Here is a 17,990-nt window from a genome sequence, read left to right as displayed (position 1 = left end):
GACGCCCCCGAGGAGGAGTCGAAGCCATGCAGCTGGAGCTGTCCGAGCAGGACGCTGCCTTCCGCGCAGAGATGCGCGAGTTCTTCACCACCAAGATCCCCCAGGAGATCCGCGACGTCGTCGCCTCCCGCGGCGAGCTGAGCAAGGACGACATCGTCACGAGCCAGCGGATCCTCAACGCGGAGGGCCTCGCGGTCCCCCACTGGCCCGCCGAGTGGGGCGGTCGCGACTGGACGCCGCTGCGCCGCCACATCTGGCACGAGGAGATGCAGCGCGCCTGCGTCCCGCTGCCCCTGGCGTTCAACGCCTCCATGGTGGGCCCGGTCATCGCCCAGTTCGGCACGCAGGAGCAGAAGGAGCGCTTCCTGCCCGCCACCGCGAACCTGGACATCTGGTGGTCGCAGGGCTTCTCCGAGCCGGACGCCGGCTCCGACCTCGCCTCGCTCCGCACCACCGCGGTCCGTGACGGCGACGACTGGATCGTCAACGGCCAGAAGACCTGGACGACGCTCGGCCAGCACGGCGACTGGATCTTCATGCTGGTCCGCACCGACCCCGAGGCGAAGAAGCAGCGGGGCATCTCGTTCCTGCTCATCGACATGACCTCCCCCGGCGTCGAGGTCCGCCCGATCGAGCTGATCGACGGCGGCCACGAGGTCAACGAGGTCTGGTTCTCCGACGTGCGCGTGCCCGCCGAGAACCTCGTCGGCGAGGAGAACCACGGCTGGGACTACGCCAAGTTCCTGCTCGGCAACGAGCGGGTCGGCGTCGCACCGGTCGGCGCCACCAAGCGCGTCCTCGCCCAGGCCAAGGAGTGGGCCGGGGACACCCTCGCCGACGACCCGCTGCTCGCCGCCCGGGTCGCCGAGCTCGAGAACGAGCTGCTCGCGCTCGAGCTGACGGCCCTGCGGGTCGTGGCGCACTCCGCCGACGGCAAGCCGCACCCGGCCTCGTCGGTGCTGAAGCTGAAGGGCACCGAGCTGCAGCAGGCCGTCTCCGAGCTGGTCGTCGACCTCGCCGGGCCGGCCTCGCTGGCCTCCGGCGCCGGGGACGACTCGACGCTGCCGCAGTGGACCCGCCGCGCCACCCCGGCGTACCTGAACCTGAGGAAGGCCTCCATCTACGGGGGCTCGAACGAGATCCAGCGCCAGATCATCGCGCGCACGATCCTGGGTCTGTAGAGAGAGGGACGAGCGATGGACTTCACGCACGACGACGAGCAGAAGGCGCTGGCCGAGGCGGTCCGCGGACTGCTGGCCCGGACCTACGGCAGCTACGAGGACCGGCGCCGCACCGTCAAGGACGAGCCCGGGTACGACGAGAAGCTGTGGACCGGCCTCGCCGAGATGGGCGTCCTCGGACTGCCCTTCTCCGAGGCCGACGGCGGCATGGGCGCCGGACCGATCGAGAGCGCGCTGGTCGCGGAGGAGCTCGGGCGCGTCATCGCCCCCGAGCCGTTCCTGACCTCCGTGGTCCTGGCCGGCGGCCTGGTCGCCGCGCTCGGCACCGACGCCCAGCGCGCGGAGACCCTCGGCGCGCTGTCCGAGGGCGAGCTGCTGCTGGCCCCGGCCCTCGCGGAGCCCGGCCGGGGGTGGACGGCCGAGGCACGCGACGTGGTCGCGACCGGCTCCGGGGACGCCTGGACGCTGGAGGGCGTCAAGGAGCCCGTGCCGCACGGCGCGACGGCGGGGCGCCTGGTCGTCACCGCGGCGCTGCCGGACGGCGGCACCGGCGTGTTCCTCGTCGAGGGTGACGCCGACGGGGTGACCCGGACCGGCTACGCCACCCACGACGGCGGCCGGGCCGCGCAGGTCCGCCTCTCCGGCGCCTCCGCGACCCTGCTCGGCGACGGCACCACGGACGCCGCCGCGGCGGTCGCCCGGGTGGTCGACGAGACCCGTGTCGTGGCCTGCCACCAGGCCCTCGGCGCCATGACGGTGGCCCTCGAGTCGACGACGGAGTACCTCCGCAGCCGCAAGCAGTTCGGGGTGCCGCTCGCGACCTTCCAGGCGCTGACCTTCCGGGCCGCGGACATGTACGTGTCCCTGGAGCTCGCGCGCAGCCTCGCGCAGTGGGCGGCGATGGTCCTCGGGGCCGCGTCGACCGGCTCCGCGGACGCCGACCCGGCGGACGCCGCCCGTCGGGCCGCCCTCGGCACCAGCCGGGCGGCGCGCCACGTCGGCCAGGAGGCCATCCAGCTGCACGGCGGGATCGCGATGACGGCCGAGTACCACGTCGGCAACTACGTCAGCCACCTCACGGCGCTCGACCACCTGCTCGGGGACGGCCACCACCACCTCCGCGCCCTCGCCGCCGACGTCGGCGGCCACGCGGAGGTCGACCCCCTGCCCTGACCGTGACCCGCTCCCTCGCCGCCCTCGCGGTCTCGCTCCTCCTGCCGGCCCTGCTGCTGGCCGGGTGCGGGACCGTCGCCGGCGAGGGGCGGTCCGCGGACGGCGACTTCGCCACCGGCGGCCGGGTCACCGGCCCCGGACCGGTGGAGAGCGACTCCCCGCCGGCACGCGACGAGCCGAGGCGGGAGGGCCTGCCCGAGATCGGGCCGGACGGCCGGCTGAAGGACCCCATCCCGGTCCCCGAGCGGCCCGAGCCGACCGAGCGGAGGTGGGAGGAGGTCTTCTTCGACGACTTCGACACCCTCGACACCTCCGTGTGGCGCGTGTACGACGGGGTGCCTGGCTGCTGCCCCGACGCCCTGTGGGACTCCTCGATGGTCCGCGTCGAGGACTCGACCCTCGTGCTGGACACGGCCGAGGTCGACGGGGACTGGCTCTCCGGCGGGGTGGGCAGCTGGGACAGCCCCACCCAGCAGCTGTACGGGCGCTGGGACATGCGGGTGCGCACCGACGACGACGCCCTCGGGGTGACGGTCGCCGCGCTGCTGTGGCCGTCGTACGGCGGGTGGCCGCCGGAGATCGACTTCTACGAGATCTTCGAGACCTCGCCCGGGCGCCGGCAGATGACGGTCACCAACCACTACGGCGAGCTGGCGGCCGACGGCACCCACCCCGCGACCCGCCGCCCGGTGCGGGGCGACTTCGCGCGCTGGCACGAGGTGTCCGTGCGGTGGACCGCGGACGAGATCCAGGTCGTGGTCGACGGGCAGGCGGTGGAGACGGTCCGCGAGCCGGAGCGGATCTCGGACGTGCCGATGTGGCTGGCGATGCAGACCGCCGCGAAGCGCGTCGACGGCGAGGACCCCTCGTTCGAGGGTGGTCGCGCGATGCGCATCGACTGGGTGCGGGTCTACGCGCCCGCCTGACCCTCCACGGGGGCGAGGGCCGGACGGCGGGCGACGCCGGGTGCGAGGCGGGCCGCGACGTCGTCGACCCGGTCCCGGTCGAGGCGGCGGGTGAGCCGGTCGAGGACGGCGACCACGTCGCCGGTGGCGCACAGCAGCACCTCGCCGATCCAGCCGGTGACCATGGCGGGCGGGACGAAGCAGAGGACCCCGATGACGGGGACGTCCTCGTCGAGCCCGAGTGCCTCGCGCACGACTCCGGCGGTACGCGCGGCCTCGGCCAGGTCGCGCTCCCGGCGGGACCCGTCCTGGCGGAGCACGCCCTGGGCGGTGCGGACCGCCCCGTTCCAGTTCTTCGAGTCCACGACCAGGACGCCGGGCGGCCCGACGACCACGTGCTCGACGTGGGCCCGCGGCTCGCCGGGGACCGGCCAGTCGGCGAGCACGTGCCAGCGGTCGGGGTCGAGCCCGGAGAGGGCGGCGGCGGTGGCGCGGGCCCCGGCGGCGTCCCGGGACGGGGTCGCGGCACGCGAGCGCCAGCGCGTCCACGGGCTGTCCGCGAGGACGGGGACGAACCCCATGACGTCGACCATGATCCTCTCCTCTCCCCGCACGCCACTATTCCGCGTCCACCCGGCCCCGCGTGGGCGAACGACGGAAGTCGCACGGCTCAGAGGCCGAGGCGGCGGGCCACGAGGTCACCGCCGACCGCGCGAACCACGTCGGGGTCGCCGACCACCACCAGCTGGTGGGTGGCGCGCGACATCCCGACGTACAGCCGCTCCCGGGCGCGCTCGCGCTCGCCCCGCTCGTTGACGCAGAGCACGACGGCCGGTCGCTCGAGACCCTTGCAGCCCAGCACGTGGCCGTAGAACACGTCGTCGTCCGAGAAGAAGGTGTCCCAGTAGCCCTCCTGCCCGTGGTGCTCGGTGCGCTCGAGCTGGACCGGGTGACGGGCGCCGGTGGTGAGCAGGCAGACGTTCTCGGCGCGCCAGCCGGCGTCCAGGAGGGCGTCGACCTCGTCGTCGGCGACACCGAGGGCCTCGTCCGTCGGGGCGGCGACGAACCGCACGTCCGGCCCGTCACCGCCGCGGGCCCGCATCCGGCTCGGGGCCAGCGGTCCGAAGCAGTCGTGGATCTGCCGGGTGTTGCGGAGGTTGTCGTCGAGCACCAGCGGCACGAGGGCCACGGGCGGGCGGCCGTAGCGGGCGAAGAGACGCTGGTGCTCGTCGGAGTACAGGTAGAGGCCCCCGGCCTCCTCGTCGGCCAGCGAGCGCAGCACCGGCCGCCACCAGGAGTCGGCGAAGTCCTGGGCCTCGTCGACGACGACGGCGTCGTAGCGGTGGCCGACAGGCAGGTCCTCCGCCAGGTCCGCCATCAACGCCGGCAGACGGGTCTCCCAGAAGTCGCTGTCCTCCCGGGCGCCGTCGGGCGCACCCCACTGGCGGCCGAAGTCGTGGAAGGTGCCGACGAAGGCGGGGCGCTCCTTCCGCGGCCAGGCGGCGACCGTCCGCCGCAGGTGCGCGGCCAGCCCGAGGGAGTAGCAGAGCAGCGCGACGCGCTGCCGGCCGCGACCGCGTCCGCCGCGGCTGAGCTCACGCGCCTGCTGCAGTGCCAGCACGGTCTTGCCGCTCCCGGCCCCGCCGCGGACCTCGACGCGGTGCAGCAGCCGGGTGACACCCAGGACGGTCGCCTGCTCCAGCGTCAGCCGGTCGGCCGCGCCCGCCACCTCGGCGGCCTCGGCGTTGACGTCGCGGGAGCCCGGGAATCGTCCGGCGAGCACCTCCAGGACGGTCTCGACGTCGTCCGCCGTGAGCGCCCGCTTGCCCTGGCGACCCAGCCGGGCGTTCTCCCGCAGCCGGGCGGCGAGGTCGGCCTGGTCGCCGCGGTCGTGGACCGACCAGCGGGGGCAGTCGGGCAGGGCGAAGTCGGGGTCGACGTCGGAGTGGACCAGCACGACGGCGTGCGCCCACCCGACGTGGTCGCGTCGGGCCCACCGGGGGTCGTTGCCGACGTAGGTGCGGATCGCGTACTTCGTGGTCCGCGCCTGCGTCACCGGATCGATCGTCTTGTCACGCCGGCCCGTCCGCTGACGCCAGGCGCCGCGGTCCGCGTCGAACCAGACGCTGCCGCCCTTGACCTCGACGACCACGACACCGACCCCCGGCATCAGGACGACGATGTCCGCCTCGTGGTCCTTGGTGGGGTCGGTGAGACGGAGGTTGGCCAGCAGCACGTCGTCGGGGCCCAGGGACGCGGCCAGCCGCTCCCAGACCTGCTGCTCCGAGCTCGTCGTGAACTCCGGGCGCTCGGGCACGAGCCGCACCATGCTGTCCCCCTCCGTCGGTGGGCACCCACCGTAGGAGGGAGCGCCGACAGCGCTCGTGGCCGCGACGACGCACCGGGTCGGTCCCGGGCGGGGTCGGTCCCGGGCGGGTCAGTCCGCGTCGGACCCGCCCGGCAGGTAGGGACCGAGCTGGCCGTCCATCGAGAGCACCTCGCCGTCGGCGGTCAGCCGCATGGTGCCGATGACGTCCGGGGTGGGCACGAAGGTCTTCTCGAGCGGCGGCTGGCCCTGCGAGGTGGCCTGCCAGAGCCGCTCGCCCTCCCCCTCGGTGTGGCTGACCCGGAAGCGCTTCGCGACGAGGTCGAGGGTGTCGCCCTCGACCTGACCGACGAGGTAGCTGGTGCCGCCCCGCCCGTCGTGACCGCCGTGGCCGAACATCCCGCCGTGGCTGATCTGCATCACGCCGTCGCGGCGGACCGCGGTGGTGTCGTGCACCTCGCCGGCGAGGTAGAGGTCGACGTCGTGCCGCGCCAGCGTCCGCCAGAAGGGCGAAGCGGCGCCGCCCTCGTAGTACAGCCCCGAGCTGCTGGTCTGGCGGACGGGTCGGGCGACCGGCACGTGCCCCTGGACCATGATCCAGTCGACGCCGTCGGCCTGCGCCCGGGCCAGGACGTCGTCGAGCCAGCGGAGCTGCTGCGGGTCGAGCCGCGGGACGACGTCGTCCCCGGTGCGCTCGAAGACGTCGACCGTCACGAGCTGCACCTCCGGGGCGAGGCGGACGGCGTACGCCGTGCGGTTCGCAGGGCCCGCGGGGCGCGAGTCGTAGCGGTCCGGGAGCAGCGCGTAGCGCGAGAACTCCTCCTTGAAGAGCCCCAGGTTGCGGCGCTTGAACTCGTTCTTGTCCGAGCCGGCCCAGTCGTTGTCACCGACCTCGTGGTCGCCGACGGCGACGTGGACGGGCAGGCCGCGGTCGTCGAACAGCTGCCGCCACGCGGGGAAGTAGGCCGCGGCGGCGCGCCGCACGGCGGCCTGGCGCTCCGCCTCGGTGCCCACCGGACCGAAGACGCCGCTGGGCTCGACACCCCAGTGGCCGTTGACGAGGTCGCCCGCGACCAGCACGTCCTCGGGGGCCTCGGCCTCGAAGGCGTCCATCACGGTGTCGGTCGCGGTGGCCCAGGAGGTGTTCCACGAGTTCGGCATCCCCGGGCGCCACCGGGGTTGGCCGCTCAGGTCGGCGACGTCGGCGTTCATGAAGTCGGGGGCCGACAGGAACCGGTAGGAGGTGTCCTCCTCGGTCGGCGAGCCGGAGTCACCCCCGTCCGTCGACGAGCCGCTCAGGCTGGTCGAGGGCGAGGCCGCCTGCACCAGCCCGAGGCCCAGGAGGGCCGCGAGCACGACGAGGACGACGCGCCTGAGACGTGCAGACATGCGCTTCCCTCCCTGAGCTCGTCGTCCGGCAACGGCGGTCGTGGTCCCCCCGGCCCGTCGCACCGACCGGAGTGGATCCATGGTGACCCCGGCGGTCGCGACGGCCAAAGTGGCGAGGATAGCCAAGCGGCCCAGGATGAGTACGACGACCCAGGCGCCGTCCCGGCACCGCCGGGCATGATGACGGGGTGTCCAGCGCCCGCGAGTTCACCGCCTACGACGTCACCCACCTGACGGCGCTGGCGGTGCTGCTGGTGGGCTGCGCCGTCCTCGTGCCACTGGGTCGGCGGCTGCGCCGCACCGACCCCTCGGACCGCACCGGGCGGGTCTTCGCGGTGGTGCTGCTGGCCGGGACGCTGCCCCTGCAGGTGCTGTACTTCACCCCCGCGTTCTTCGAGCTCGACCGGACGCTGCCGATCCAGCTGTGCGACCTCGCGTCCTTCGTGAGCGTCTGGGCCCTGTGGTCCCACCGGCGGCGGGCGGTCGCCCTGACCTACCTGTGGGGGATCCCCCTGACCACGCAGGCGATCCTGACCCCGGACCTCGTCACCGCCTTCCCGCACCCCGTCTTCCTGCTCTTCTGGGTGATGCACATCGGCATCGTGTGGGCCGCCGTCTACCTCTCCCTCGGACGCGGGCTCGGCCCCAGCTGGCGCGACTACCGGATGGCGGTCGCGGTGACCGCCGCCTGGGCGGTGAGCGTCTACGGGCTGAACGTGGCGCTGGGCACCAACTACGGCTTCCTCAACGCCAAGCCGGCGGGCGGCTCGGTGCTCGACCTGCTCGGGCCGTGGCCCACCTACGTGGTGGCCGAGATCGTCATCATCTGCGCCGTGTGGGCCCTCATGACCTGGCCGTTCGCCCGCCGCTCCGGCGACGTCAGCCGCGGACGTCCTCCTCGGCGAACAGACCCGGCTGCTCCGTCACCTCCGAGCGCGGGGCGGACTGCACCGTGATCCGCAGCGCGCGGCGCAGCCGGGACCGCAGCTCCCGCTGGTAGCGGGCCGAGGCGCGGAACCGCTTGGCGAGCGCCGGCCGCTCCGCCTCCACCTGCCGCTCCGCGCGACGGCGGTCCTGCGCCTCCCGGGCCCGGGTCGCGGTCAGGGCGAGCATGACGAGGCCCCGGTCGTGGTGGAACACGCGCGCCAGCGTCGCCGGGTCCGCGGAGCCGCGCTCCTCCCGCTCGAGCTCCCGCATCACGTCGTACGCCGCGGCGAACCGGCGCTGCTGGGCGTCGTCGACCCCGGCCGGTTCCCCCTCCCCCCGGGACGCGAGCGGTGCGGCGGCCGCGTCGTCGAAGGCCCCGCGGCCGCCCACGCGCTCGCGGAGCTCGACCACCCAGCGGTCGACGTGCTCCAGCAGCCTCGCCAGCTCCGCGCGCACCTCGGTCGGCTGGAAGGCCGAGACGCCGAGCTCACGGCGGACGACCAGTCGCCGGTCGTCCAGCAGGAACGTCAGCCCGAAGTGGCGACGGTTCAGCAGGTTCGCCTCGACCAGGGCGCGTGACTCGTCGACGACGTCCGTCAGCAGGGTGCACGTCAGGAGGATGCGCGGCAGCGAGCTCGCCGCGACCACCCACACCCGCGCCTGGTCGGTCAGCAGCGGCAGGTCGTCGTCGTCGTCCCACTCCGGCTCGTCGCCGGTGAGGTCACGGACCACACGGTGGACCGCTCGCCGGACGTCCTCGCCGTCGTCGGGGAACCACGGGCCGTGGTCGTCGGTGGGCCAGTGCTCGTCGCGCACCGCCCAGGTCGACGCCTCCGGGACCTCGGGACCGGGATCGGGCCCCGGGGCCGCCGTGAGGTCGTCGAGGAGGAACGCGGGGTGGAGCACGCCGAACACCTCGCGCACCGCCCCCACGACCATCCAGGCGGCCCGGTCGGCCTCCCGCTGGTCGACGGTGAGGTGGTGATTGGGCGACTCCTCGCCCGACGGCGGGTGGAACCCGAGCACCCGGAGCCGCTCGGCGCCCTCCGGGCCCACCCGGTGCTCCGCGGCCAGGAACGTGTCCGACACCGCCTCGACCGTGAGCCCCCGACCGCCCCACGCCATCGCCTGGCAGTACGGCGCCGCGCCCTCGTCGTCGTCCTCCGCCGAGCGGACGACGACCGCGAGGCTCTCCTCCTGCTCCAGGGCCGCCAACCGGTCCCCCAGCCGGCGCCGGAACGCCGCCCACGCCCCCTCGACCTCGTCGTCCCACCGCTGCTCCAGCGCGTCGCCCATGGCTCGTCCCCCGTCCGTCGACCTCTCCGACACCTGCGCTCCGCACGCTAGGGGCGACCACCGACAGTGGCGGGTTCGAAGAGTGAGGCCGCGGCCGACGACCTGGACCACAGGACTTCGGCCGACCGGCCCTCTTGGTCGCCGCGGCGGACCCCTGGGGCATGCGCGGCCAGGCGGGCCGGGCCCACCGCGCCCTCGACGTCGCGGAGGCCGAGGGCGGCGAACCGGCCGACGGGGTGCTGCCCACGCGGCTCGACCTGGCGCTCGCGGCCGGGGACGAGTCCCTGGCGGAGGACGTCCTCGCCCGGTTGCGCGTCTCCGTGCGGGAGGACGCCCTCATCGCCCTGGACCACGAGCGCGTCGCCGGCGTCCTGAAGGCCCACGGCGACCTGCGGGGTGCGCTGCGCTGGCACACCATGCCGTTCACCCACGCCGAGCCCGACGACACCCGTCGCTCGACGACCTGGACCTCGGCCCCTGAGCGTGGGCCCAGTCAGGCCTCCGCTCAGGCCTCCGCTCAGGCCCCCTCGAGGGGCTCGGCGGTGTCCAGCCGCGCGCGGTCGGCGGCGGCGCGGCCGGCGTACCAGCCCTCGTCGTTGCTGACGGTGGACCGCTTCGCGGCCGTGTGCGGGACGGCGGCCTCGAACGCCGCCTCGACGCGCTCCTCCTGCGCCGCCAGCACGGGCAGGGCGTCACCACCGGCCTCGCGGTAGGCCTCCGCGGTCGCCTCGCTCAGCCGCTCCCCCACCCGGTGGGCGTAGGCCAGCAGGAAGGCGCGGCGGAACGACCGGGTGCGGCCCGTCCCCGCGCCGGCCGCGCGTTCGTGGGCGAGCATCGCCGCACCGGCCTGCACCAGCAGGGACGTCACCATCAGCTCGGTGGCGGCGAGGTCGCGGGCGTCCCCGACGACGAGGCAGAACCCGAGGGGGACCGCCACCGCCGTCCGCGAGCGGTTCGCCGACGCGACCGCGGCCACGAGCGCGGCCTTGGCGTCGACGTACGGCGCGTCCAGCCAGAGACGGCGCACCTGCGGGCGGGGTCCGCCGCCGTCCTCGCGGGCGGCGTCCAGCAGGCCGTCGAGGGCGTAGCGGGCGACGAGCTCCTGCGCCTTCGCGGACAGCAGCTCGGCCTCCTCGGGGTACGGCGTGGACTCCGCCTTCGCCAGCAGCCCCCGGACCCGCGCCAGCTTGGGGTGGCCCGCGCCGGCGGCGCCTGACGGGACACCCGCCCCGTCGGCGTCCACCAGCGCCGTGGCCTCGAGGAGCGGCACCTGCGTCAGCAGGGCGGCCAGGCCCAGCACGGAGGCGAGCCGCACCCCCCGGCCGGCCGCGAGGGCGTCGAGGGTCCGCAGGTGGGGCGGGCCGAGGGTCCGCTCCACCAGCCGCGGCACGTCGGCCTCGGGCCAGCCCCCGGCCCGGACCCGCGCCAGCGCCGCGCGGAGCCGGTCGACCGCGGCGTCCAGGACGTCGTCCGGGTCGCTCGGCGCCGCCCGCGCGAGCAGCATGTCGGCGTGCGTCTCGAGGCGGGCGTCGTCGCGACGGGTGCCGTCGGTCAGCCGCACGACCGTCTCGACGAGGCCGCGGAGCCGGGCGGCGTCCGCCACGCTCTCCTCGGCGCGGTCACGCCGCGCCCGGGCCCGTCCGCCCCCGGGTGAGGTCCGGAAGACGTCCTCCCCCACCGCCGTTCCCCGCGTCGACCGTGCCAGGCGCTCCTGCGCCTCGCGCCGCCGCTGCGCCTCGCGCTGCGCCCGCGCGACCCGTCGTGCCCCACCTGCCATGTCCCCACCTTCCCCTCACCCCGGTGGGACGACGGTAGGGGTTCGCTCCGACACTCGCGACGTGCCCGCACCGCCCCTGTGGACGGACCTCCCTCACCCGGTGCCCGGCACCCCGGGACCGCCGTCGACGGCCACGGCGGACATCGGGACGGCGAGGACGACGTCCCGGCCGACCGAGACGTGGTAGCGCGTGCGGCCGACCTTGACCACCGGTCCACCCCGGCCGTGCCAGCGCCCGGGGGCGAGGACCCGCACCCGGGTGCCGACCGCGACCCGCTCGTCCCGGGCGCCACCGGGCCGCGCCCCCGGGCCCGCCTCCCGCCGTGCGCCCTGCAGCGCCTCCAGCTCCGCGGCGTACGACGGGTGCATCGGGGCCGGCGCACCGTCACGCGTCCAGGTCAGGACGTGGTCCAGGGAGAAGGTGCGGCTGCACCGCGAGCACGTCGCCACCCGGGTCGGGCGGCGGTGGCGCTCGGTGGTGTGGCCGGCCGGGCAGGTGCCGACCCAGGCCCCCGCGACCTTCGGTGCGTCCGACGACAGGCAGCGCTCACCCGTGCTGCCGATCCGTGTCGCGATCGCCCGCCAGCGGGGCCCGTGACCCGCACGGGGGCCGGCGAGGGCGTGGGCGACCTCGTGCAGCAGGGTCTCGCGCACCTCGGCCTCGTCGTGGAGGCGGGTGAGGGGAGCGCTGATCGTGATGACCTGGTCGGCGTACCGGCACTGACCCGCCCGGCGCTTGGCCCGGTCGACCTGGACGCGCCAGGTCGTCAGCCCGTGCTCGGCGAGCAGCTGCTCCCCCATCGAGAGCGCCGCGGTGATGTCCACGGGTCCAGTCCAGCAGGCGCCACCGACAGCGCTGCCGGCAGGACGTGCGACGCGGGGACGCCTGCGCCCGGAGCGCGCCTGGTCAGCTCTCGCAGACCCGGCCGTCGCCGTCGGCGTCGTCGTACCAGGGGTACTCGGGGTCGCCGGACCGGTAGTCGCCGTAGCCCGCCGCGCCGGCGTCGGTGCAGGTGTCGAACCGGGGATCGGCGGACGGGTCGGCGGACGGGTCGGGGGACGGGTCGGTCCGGTCGCGGCCGGGCGTGGTCGCGTCGTCGGCACGCACGGTCCGGACCGTCACCCGGCCCCCGCAGGCCCGGGCGCGGCGGGTGAGCGTGCGGGCCTCCGCGCGGTCGGCGGTGAGGTCCCAGCGCAGCTTCACCGCCGTCCAGTCCCGCAGGTAGCGGCAGCGCTGCCGCTCCGGCTGCCACGTCGAGGGGTCCTGGTCGGACTTCGAGCGGTTGGACGAGGCGGTCACCGCCACGAGGCTCCGGCGGTCGCCCAGGTCGTTGGCGAACGCCTCGCGCCGCGTCGCCGACCACCGCCGGGCGCCGGACGCCCAGGCGTCGGCCAGGGGCACCAGGTGGTCGACGTCGAACGTCGAGGGGTCGCGCGTCGACTCCCCGTCGTACGGCGAGACCCAGCGGCCACCGAGGAGGTCGCAGCCGTCGCCGACCCGGGGCCGGCGGACGGCCTCGGCGAGGAGCACCTCGTCGCGGGTGTCGCACCCGTCGCGGTCCGCGTCGGTCCAGTGGACGAACGCGTCGCGGTCGTAGCCCTCGCCCCGCTCGGGCGCCCGGCGCAGCATCGCCACCGCGCGGCCGAAGCCGGCGTCCACCCGCCGGGCCGCGGGGCGCTCCGCCGGCGCCGACGCGTCGCGCCGCCCCTGCCCGGCGTCGCCACCGCGATCGCTGCCGCGGTCGCGGACCCGGTCGCCGCCGCGGTCCCGGCTGCGATCGCGGTCCCGGTTGCCGTCACCGGCCCGGTCCGCACGGTCGCCGGCGCGGTCGCCGCCCCGCCCGCCCGCGCCCTGGCCGAGGTCGGCGCACCCCGCGAGCGTGAGAGCCAGCAGCAGCGAGCAGAGGAGCGCCACCCGTCGTCGTCGCGCGCCCGTCGTCCTCACGCCTCGACCGTAGACCGCCCCGCCGACAGTCGGTGCGACCTGGGCGCGAGCCGTGACCTCGGGCCCAGGTCCCCGGGCCGTGTCCTGGGTCGGGCGTAACGCACGGACGGCCTCGCGGCAGGTCCTCCCCGGGGTCCGCGCCGGATCCCCGTCCCGTCCCCGACCGAGGAGCCACCCCCGGTGAAGCCCGACCCGCAGGTCACGACCGCGCTGCCGCGGCACCGCGCGCGACCCGCCGACGACCTGACGGTCATCGTCCCGGCCTACAACGAGGCCGCCTCGATCGCCGACACCGTCCGCAGCATCCTGACCCAGACCACCCCGCCCGCCCGGGTGGTCGTCGTCGACGACTTCTCCGACGACGGCACCGGCGACCTCGCGCGCGCCGCAGGGGCCGAGGTCTTCCGTCCCGCCGCCAACACCGGCTCGAAGGCCGGCGCCCAGAACTCCGTCCTCGCGACGGTCGACACCGGCTTCACCATGGCCATCGACGCCGACACCACGCTCGCACCCGACGCCCTCGAGCTGCTGATGGCGCCCCTGGACGCCGACGAGACGGTCGTCGCGGCGTGCGGGTTCGTGGTCCCGCGGCACGTGCGGACGTTGTGGGAGCGGGGCCGCTACGTCGAGTACCTGCTGTCCTTCACCTTCTACAAGCCCACCCAGGACCACTTCGGCAAGCCGCTGATCTCCTCGGGCTGCTTCTCGGCGTACCGCACCCACGCCCTCAAGGCGGCCGGCGGCTGGTCGGAGCGCACCCGCGCCGAGGACATGGACCTGACCTGGACCTTCTACCAGGCGGGTCACCGGGTGCGGTTCGTGCCGGAGGCGGTCTGCTACCCGATCGAGCCCCACGACCTCGGCTTCCTCGGCAAGCAGCTCAAGCGGTGGTCGCACGGCTTCGTGCAGAACGTCGTCCTGCACTGGCGGGGCATCGTGCGGCTGCCGTTCCTGGGGATGGTCGTCGGCGTGGGTGTCTTCGACGCCGTCGTCGCGTCGCTCGTCTACCTCCTCGTGCTGCCCCTGCTGGCGGTGCTGGTGAGCCCCTGGCTCCTCCTCGTGTACGTCGTCGACGTGCCCGCCGTCGTCGTGCCGGTCCTGGTCGCGGCACGACGACGCGGCGAGGTCGGCCGGGCGCTGCTGTCGCTGCCGAGCTTCCTCGTGCTCCGGATCGTCAACGGCGTCTACATGCTCGAGGCGCTGGTCACCGAGGTCGTCCTGCGTCGGCCGCTCGAGGTCTACGAGAAGGGGCACTGATGACCGCGGGACTCCCCGGGACCGGGCTCGGCGGGCTGTTCTACCTGCTGCTCGCTCTGTACATGCCGCTGCACGAGCTCGTCCGCACCCTGCAGGGTCGTGGCAGCCGGGAGCGCTGGCGTCTGGCGCTGACCCAGATGCTGATCGCGCTCGGGATCATCGCCTCGACGGCCGCCGTGGTGGTCGTGGTCGGCGGGCTGGTGCCCGGCGCGCGGGGCGCCGGCACCGCGGCCCTGCTCGCCCCCGCGGTCGCCCTCGGGGTGCTCGCCGTCCTGGCGTGCGTCGTCGGGGTGTGGGGAGCGTGGGCCCGGCGGTCCTCAGCCGGTGCGGTGGGCGACGACGAGCGGACAGGCGAAGGGGTCACGGTCGCCGAGGCCGACCCGGTTGAGGTGGGCCACGACGATCCCGTAGGACTCGCGTAGCCCCGCCTCGGTGTAGGGCACGCCGTGCTCGGCGCAGTAGGCCCTCACCAGCGGCTGCGCCCGGCGCAGGCTGCCGCTCGGCATGCTCGGGAACAGGTGGTGCTCCACCTGGAGGTTCAGCCCGCCCATCAGCCAGTCGACCCAGCGGCCGCCGCGGATGTTGCGGGAGGTGAGCACCTGGCGGGACAGGAAGTCGATCCGGGAGTCCTTCGGCACCAGCGGCATCCCCTTGTGGTTCGGGGCGAAGCTGGACCCGAGGTAGACGCCGAAGACGGCGAGCTGCACCGCCAGGAACGCGGCACCGAGGCCGGGGCCCAGCAGCGCGACCAGCAGCACCGGCCACCCGACCAGGCGCACCGTCAGCAGGGCGATCTCGATCCCGCGGTGGGCCACCGGCTCGCGGCCGAGGACGGTCCGGACGGCGCCGACGTGGAGGTTGATCCCCTCCAGGGTCAGCAGCGGGAAGAACAGCCAGCCCTGGCGGGCGGTGAGCCAGGCGGCGAGACCGGTACGGCGGGCCGCGTCCTCCGACTGCCAGGCCAGGACGCCGGGGCCGATGTCCTCGTCGGACCCGATCTTGTTCGGGTTGGCGTGGTGGCGTGAGTGCTTGCGCATCCACCAGCCGTGGCTGAGCCCGACGAGCAGGTTGCCGAGCAGCCGGGAGGCCCACTCGTTGCGGGTGCCGAGCCCGAAGACCTGCCGGTGGGCGGCGTCGTGGGACAGGAACCCCGTCTGGGTGAACAGCACGGCGAACGCGACGGCCACGGCGAGCTGCCACCAGGTCTGCCCGAGGGTCAGCAGCAGCGTCGTGGCGGCGGCGTACCCGAGCGCGAGTCCGGCCGCGCGGGCGGCGTACCAGCGGGGTCGGCGGTCGAGCAGGCCCGCCTCGCGGACCTGGCGGGACAGGTCGGTGTAGAGGCTGAGCTGGCGGGCGGCCCGGGGCGGGAGGGGCCTCGCGGCGGGGACCGGGGCGACGGCCGGGGTCGAGGTCATGGCCTCGACGCTAGGGACGCGGTCCGGTCGGGCGCGTCACCCGCGGGAGCCAACCCGACCCCCTACCGGGGTAGCACCCGGTCACCGGCGCGGTGCCTCAGCCGGGGGTGACCAGCCCGCTCTCGTACGCCAGCACCACGGCCTGAGCGCGGTCGCGGAGGTCGAGCTTGGTGAAGATCCGGCTGACGTGGGTCTTCACGGTCTGCTCGGCCAGCACCAGGTCGGCCGCGATCTCGGCGTTGGAGCGCCCGGCCGCCACCAGCAGCAGGACGTCCCGCTCCCGGTCGGTGAGCTGGCGCAGCCGGGGGTCCCGCGTCGGGCGGGCCGGGCCGTCGACCAGTCGGGCGATGACCTGCCGGGTCACCGAGGGCGACAGCAGGGCCTCGCCGGCCGCGACGACCCGGACCGCACCGGCCAGCTCGGCGGCGGAGGCGTCCTTGAGCAGGAACCCGCTGGCCCCGGCGCGCAGCGAGTCCAGCACGTACTCGTCCGCGTCGAACGTCGTCAGCATGACCACGCGGACGTCGCGCGTGACGGGGTCGCCCACGATCCGCCGCAGCGCCTCGATGCCGTCGAGGACGGGCATCCGGATGTCCATCAGCACCACGTCGGGCCGGCTGCGCCGGACGAGGTCGACGGCCTCCGCGCCGTCCGCGGCCGTGCCGACGACCTCCAGGTCCGCCTCGGCCGAGAGCAGCGCCGCGAACCCGGCCCGCACCATCTCCTGGTCGTCGACCACGACCACCCGCGTGCTCACCGGACCTCCTGGCCGCGCGACCCGCCGGCCCGCGCCCGCAGGGGCAGGCGCGCACGGACGACGTACTCGCCCGGGACGAGCTCCCCGCTCTCGACAGCACCGCCGACGGCCGCGGCCCGCTCCCCCATCCCGACCAGCCCGTGCCCCGCGGGCCCGTCGGCGAGCGGGCGCTCCAGCGGGTTGCTGACGTCGAGGGTGAGCTGGCCCGGGACGTCGGAGGGGTCGACGGCGACCTCGACGGTGATCGGGGCGGCCGGGGCGTGGCGCCGTACGTTGCTGAGCGCCTCCTGCAGGATCCGGTACGCCGCCGCCCCCACCTCCTCGTCGACCCCGGCGTCGTCGGTCACCCGCCAGTCGACGTCGAGGCCCTGACCCGACTCGCGGACGGCGTCGAACAGCTCGGTGACCTGCCCCAGCGTGGGCACGGGCGCGCGGCCGGACTGGCCGGGCTCGGTGCGCAGGACGGTCAGCACGCCCCGCATCTGGGCGAGGGTGTCGGAGGCGCGCTCGGCGATCTGCTCGAACTCGGCGGCGGCCTCGGGGGTCAGGCCGGGCACGCGGGCGGGGGCCGAGCGGGCCTGGACCGTCACCAGCGACATGTTGTGGGCGATGACGTCGTGCAGCTCGCGCGCCACCCGGGCGCGCTCCTCGATCACCACGCGACGCGCCTGCGCCTCCGCGCTGACGGTGCGCTCGAAGCGCAGCGCGTCGGCGACGTCGGTGAAGCGTCCGAGCAGCACCCCGAGCGCAGCCGCCATGGTCGCCAGCGAGCCCCAGAGGGCGAGGTTGGCCAGCGACGTCGCCACGTCGCGCCAGGGGGCAGCGAGGACGGCGAACGCCGTGGTCTGCGCGAGCGTGGCGAGCAGCGCGAGCAGTGCCACCCGCCAGCCGCCGGTGACGCCCACGACCACCATCACCAGGAGCACGGTGAGCATCGGCGCGACCGCCCAGGGCCAGCCGCCGACGCCCCCGGCCGCAGTCACGGACATCTGCGCGCCCGACGCCAGCACCGCGAGCAGCGCCGCGAGCCGCGGCCGCCCCAGCGCCAGGGGGACGGCGGCGGTGAGCGCCACGGCCAGCGCGATCGCCGGGCCCACGGCCACGTCGTGGCCGGCCACCAGCAGCGGCGCCTGGACGCACAGCAGCGGGACCGCGGCCAGGAGCACCGCGATCCGGCCCGCGGTCCTCCACGTCACCGGCACCCGGCCATCCTCGCGCACGCGGCGCGGATCTCGGAGCGGTCAGGGCCTCAGCTCGAGGTGGTCGACCGCGTAGCACTCCTCGTCGTCGATCGCGTCGGGCCGGTGGTCGATCCGCAACGACGTCGGCCGACCGCGTCGGTCGACCCGCAGGTCCACGACGGCGTCGCCGTCCGCGCCCTCCGCCATCTCGACGAGGTCGGTCAGCGTGGGGACCTCCCCGAGGCGGACCCGTCCGCGGTAGCGACGGACCGCCGTCGCCCGGACGACCTCGTCGTCCCGCACGGTGACGTCGAAGGTCCCGAGGAAGCCGCGTTCCCCGCAGGTCGACGTCAGGCGGTAGTCGTACGACGTCGGCTGCTCGGCTGCCGGGCTCGCGCTCTCCCCGCCGGGGCCGGACACGGACGAGGACCCCTGGCCTCCGCACCCCGCGAGTGCCCCGA

The 17,990-nt window shown here is 75.3% G+C and carries 17 protein-coding genes; 6 read left to right on the top strand and 11 right to left on the bottom strand.

The genetic code is table 11. The annotated features are described in order from the left end of the window. Positions 1-26 precede the first annotated feature (26 nt). From Q0858_RS01260 to Q0858_RS01250, 3 genes are read left to right on the top strand one after another with little or no spacing between them, the layout of a single operon-like run. On the top strand, positions 27-1,181 hold the full coding sequence (locus tag Q0858_RS01260; RefSeq protein WP_299050215.1) for an acyl-CoA dehydrogenase family protein: 1,155 nt from the start codon (positions 27-29) through the stop codon (positions 1,179-1,181). A 15-nt stretch (positions 1,182-1,196) separates the two neighbouring features. Continuing rightward, positions 1,197-2,354, top strand: coding sequence for an acyl-CoA dehydrogenase (locus Q0858_RS01255; RefSeq protein WP_299050212.1), 1,158 nt, complete (start codon positions 1,197-1,199; stop codon positions 2,352-2,354). Between the two features lie 2 nt (positions 2,355-2,356). After that, positions 2,357-3,280: a glycoside hydrolase family 16 protein gene (locus Q0858_RS01250; protein WP_299050210.1), complete on the top strand. Its 924-nt coding sequence runs from the start codon at positions 2,357-2,359 to the stop codon at positions 3,278-3,280. Here the strand turns inward: Q0858_RS01250 and Q0858_RS01245 are convergent. The 3 genes from Q0858_RS01245 to Q0858_RS01235 all read right to left on the bottom strand — a co-directional run bounded on the left by Q0858_RS01245 (position 3,265) and on the right by Q0858_RS01235 (position 6,974). Next, entirely contained in the window at positions 3,265-3,852 is a 588-nt protein-coding gene (locus Q0858_RS01245) for an NERD domain-containing protein (protein WP_299050207.1), read from the bottom strand. The genes Q0858_RS01250 and Q0858_RS01245 overlap by 16 nt on opposite strands. 77 nt (positions 3,853-3,929) lie before the next feature. Then, positions 3,930-5,588, bottom strand: coding sequence for an NERD domain-containing protein (locus Q0858_RS01240; RefSeq protein WP_299050205.1), 1,659 nt, complete (start codon positions 5,586-5,588; stop codon positions 3,930-3,932). Between the two features lie 108 nt (positions 5,589-5,696). Beyond that, complete coding sequence (locus Q0858_RS01235) at positions 5,697-6,974, bottom strand: metallophosphoesterase (protein WP_299050204.1); 1,278 nt, start codon at positions 6,972-6,974, stop codon at positions 5,697-5,699. Between the two features lie 188 nt (positions 6,975-7,162). Between Q0858_RS01235 and Q0858_RS01230 the strand changes: the two genes are divergently transcribed. After that, on the top strand, positions 7,163-7,930 hold the full coding sequence (locus Q0858_RS01230; RefSeq protein ID WP_299050201.1) for a TIGR02206 family membrane protein: 768 nt from the start codon (positions 7,163-7,165) through the stop codon (positions 7,928-7,930). On the opposite strand, the gene Q0858_RS01225 is transcribed toward Q0858_RS01230, so the two are convergent. The 4 genes from Q0858_RS01225 to Q0858_RS01210 all read right to left on the bottom strand — a co-directional run bounded on the left by Q0858_RS01225 (position 7,854) and on the right by Q0858_RS01210 (position 12,919). Then, positions 7,854-9,197, bottom strand: coding sequence for a hypothetical protein (locus tag Q0858_RS01225; protein WP_299050199.1), 1,344 nt, complete (start codon positions 9,195-9,197; stop codon positions 7,854-7,856). The genes Q0858_RS01230 and Q0858_RS01225 overlap by 77 nt on opposite strands. Positions 9,198-9,714: 517 nt before the next feature. Continuing rightward, positions 9,715-10,974 (bottom strand): DUF2786 domain-containing protein, encoded by a 1,260-nt coding sequence (locus Q0858_RS01220; RefSeq protein ID WP_299050196.1) that lies wholly within the window; start codon positions 10,972-10,974, stop codon positions 9,715-9,717. A 93-nt stretch (positions 10,975-11,067) separates the two neighbouring features. Beyond that, positions 11,068-11,799 carry a SprT family zinc-dependent metalloprotease gene (locus Q0858_RS01215; RefSeq protein ID WP_299050194.1) on the bottom strand — a complete coding sequence of 244 codons (732 nt, stop codon included), beginning with the start codon at positions 11,797-11,799 and terminating at the stop codon, positions 11,068-11,070. 82 nt (positions 11,800-11,881) lie between these two features. After that, positions 11,882-12,919 carry a DUF1524 domain-containing protein gene (locus Q0858_RS01210; RefSeq protein ID WP_299050192.1) on the bottom strand — a complete coding sequence of 346 codons (1,038 nt, stop codon included), beginning with the start codon at positions 12,917-12,919 and terminating at the stop codon, positions 11,882-11,884. Positions 12,920-13,099: 180 nt separating this feature from the next. Between Q0858_RS01210 and Q0858_RS01205 the strand changes: the two genes are divergently transcribed. Then, positions 13,100-14,176, top strand: a complete 1,077-nt coding sequence (locus Q0858_RS01205; RefSeq protein WP_299050187.1) for a glycosyltransferase family 2 protein — start codon at positions 13,100-13,102, stop codon at positions 14,174-14,176. Beyond that, complete coding sequence (locus Q0858_RS01200) at positions 14,176-14,598, top strand: hypothetical protein (protein WP_299050184.1); 423 nt, start codon at positions 14,176-14,178, stop codon at positions 14,596-14,598. Before Q0858_RS01205 ends, Q0858_RS01200 begins: the two co-directional genes overlap by 1 nt. On the opposite strand, the gene Q0858_RS01195 is transcribed toward Q0858_RS01200, so the two are convergent. The 4 genes from Q0858_RS01195 to Q0858_RS01180 form a co-directional block, all read right to left on the bottom strand. Next, a complete protein-coding gene (locus Q0858_RS01195) occupies positions 14,494-15,591 on the bottom strand; it encodes an acyl-CoA desaturase (protein ID WP_299050182.1) in 1,098 nt (365 codons plus the stop codon). The two genes, Q0858_RS01200 and Q0858_RS01195, sit on opposite strands and share 105 nt — an antisense overlap. Before the next feature lie 97 nt (positions 15,592-15,688). Then, positions 15,689-16,348, bottom strand: a complete 660-nt coding sequence (locus Q0858_RS01190; RefSeq protein ID WP_299050178.1) for a response regulator transcription factor — start codon at positions 16,346-16,348, stop codon at positions 15,689-15,691. Further along, the gene (locus tag Q0858_RS01185; protein ID WP_299050176.1) at positions 16,345-17,544 is read right to left on the bottom strand and encodes a histidine kinase; all 1,200 of its coding nucleotides are present in this window, start codon (positions 17,542-17,544) and stop codon (positions 16,345-16,347) included. Before Q0858_RS01185 ends, Q0858_RS01190 begins: the two co-directional genes overlap by 4 nt. 45 nt (positions 17,545-17,589) lie before the next feature. Next, positions 17,590-17,949 (bottom strand): DUF6174 domain-containing protein, encoded by a 360-nt coding sequence (locus Q0858_RS01180; protein WP_299050173.1) that lies wholly within the window; start codon positions 17,947-17,949, stop codon positions 17,590-17,592. Positions 17,950-17,990 lie beyond the last annotated feature (41 nt).

It is taken from the genome of uncultured Nocardioides sp., assembly GCF_947489365.1.
In the GTDB taxonomy this organism is placed as follows: Bacteria; Actinomycetota; Actinomycetes; order Propionibacteriales; family Nocardioidaceae; genus Nocardioides.
This window is presented reverse-complemented; position numbering and strand designations above follow the sequence as displayed.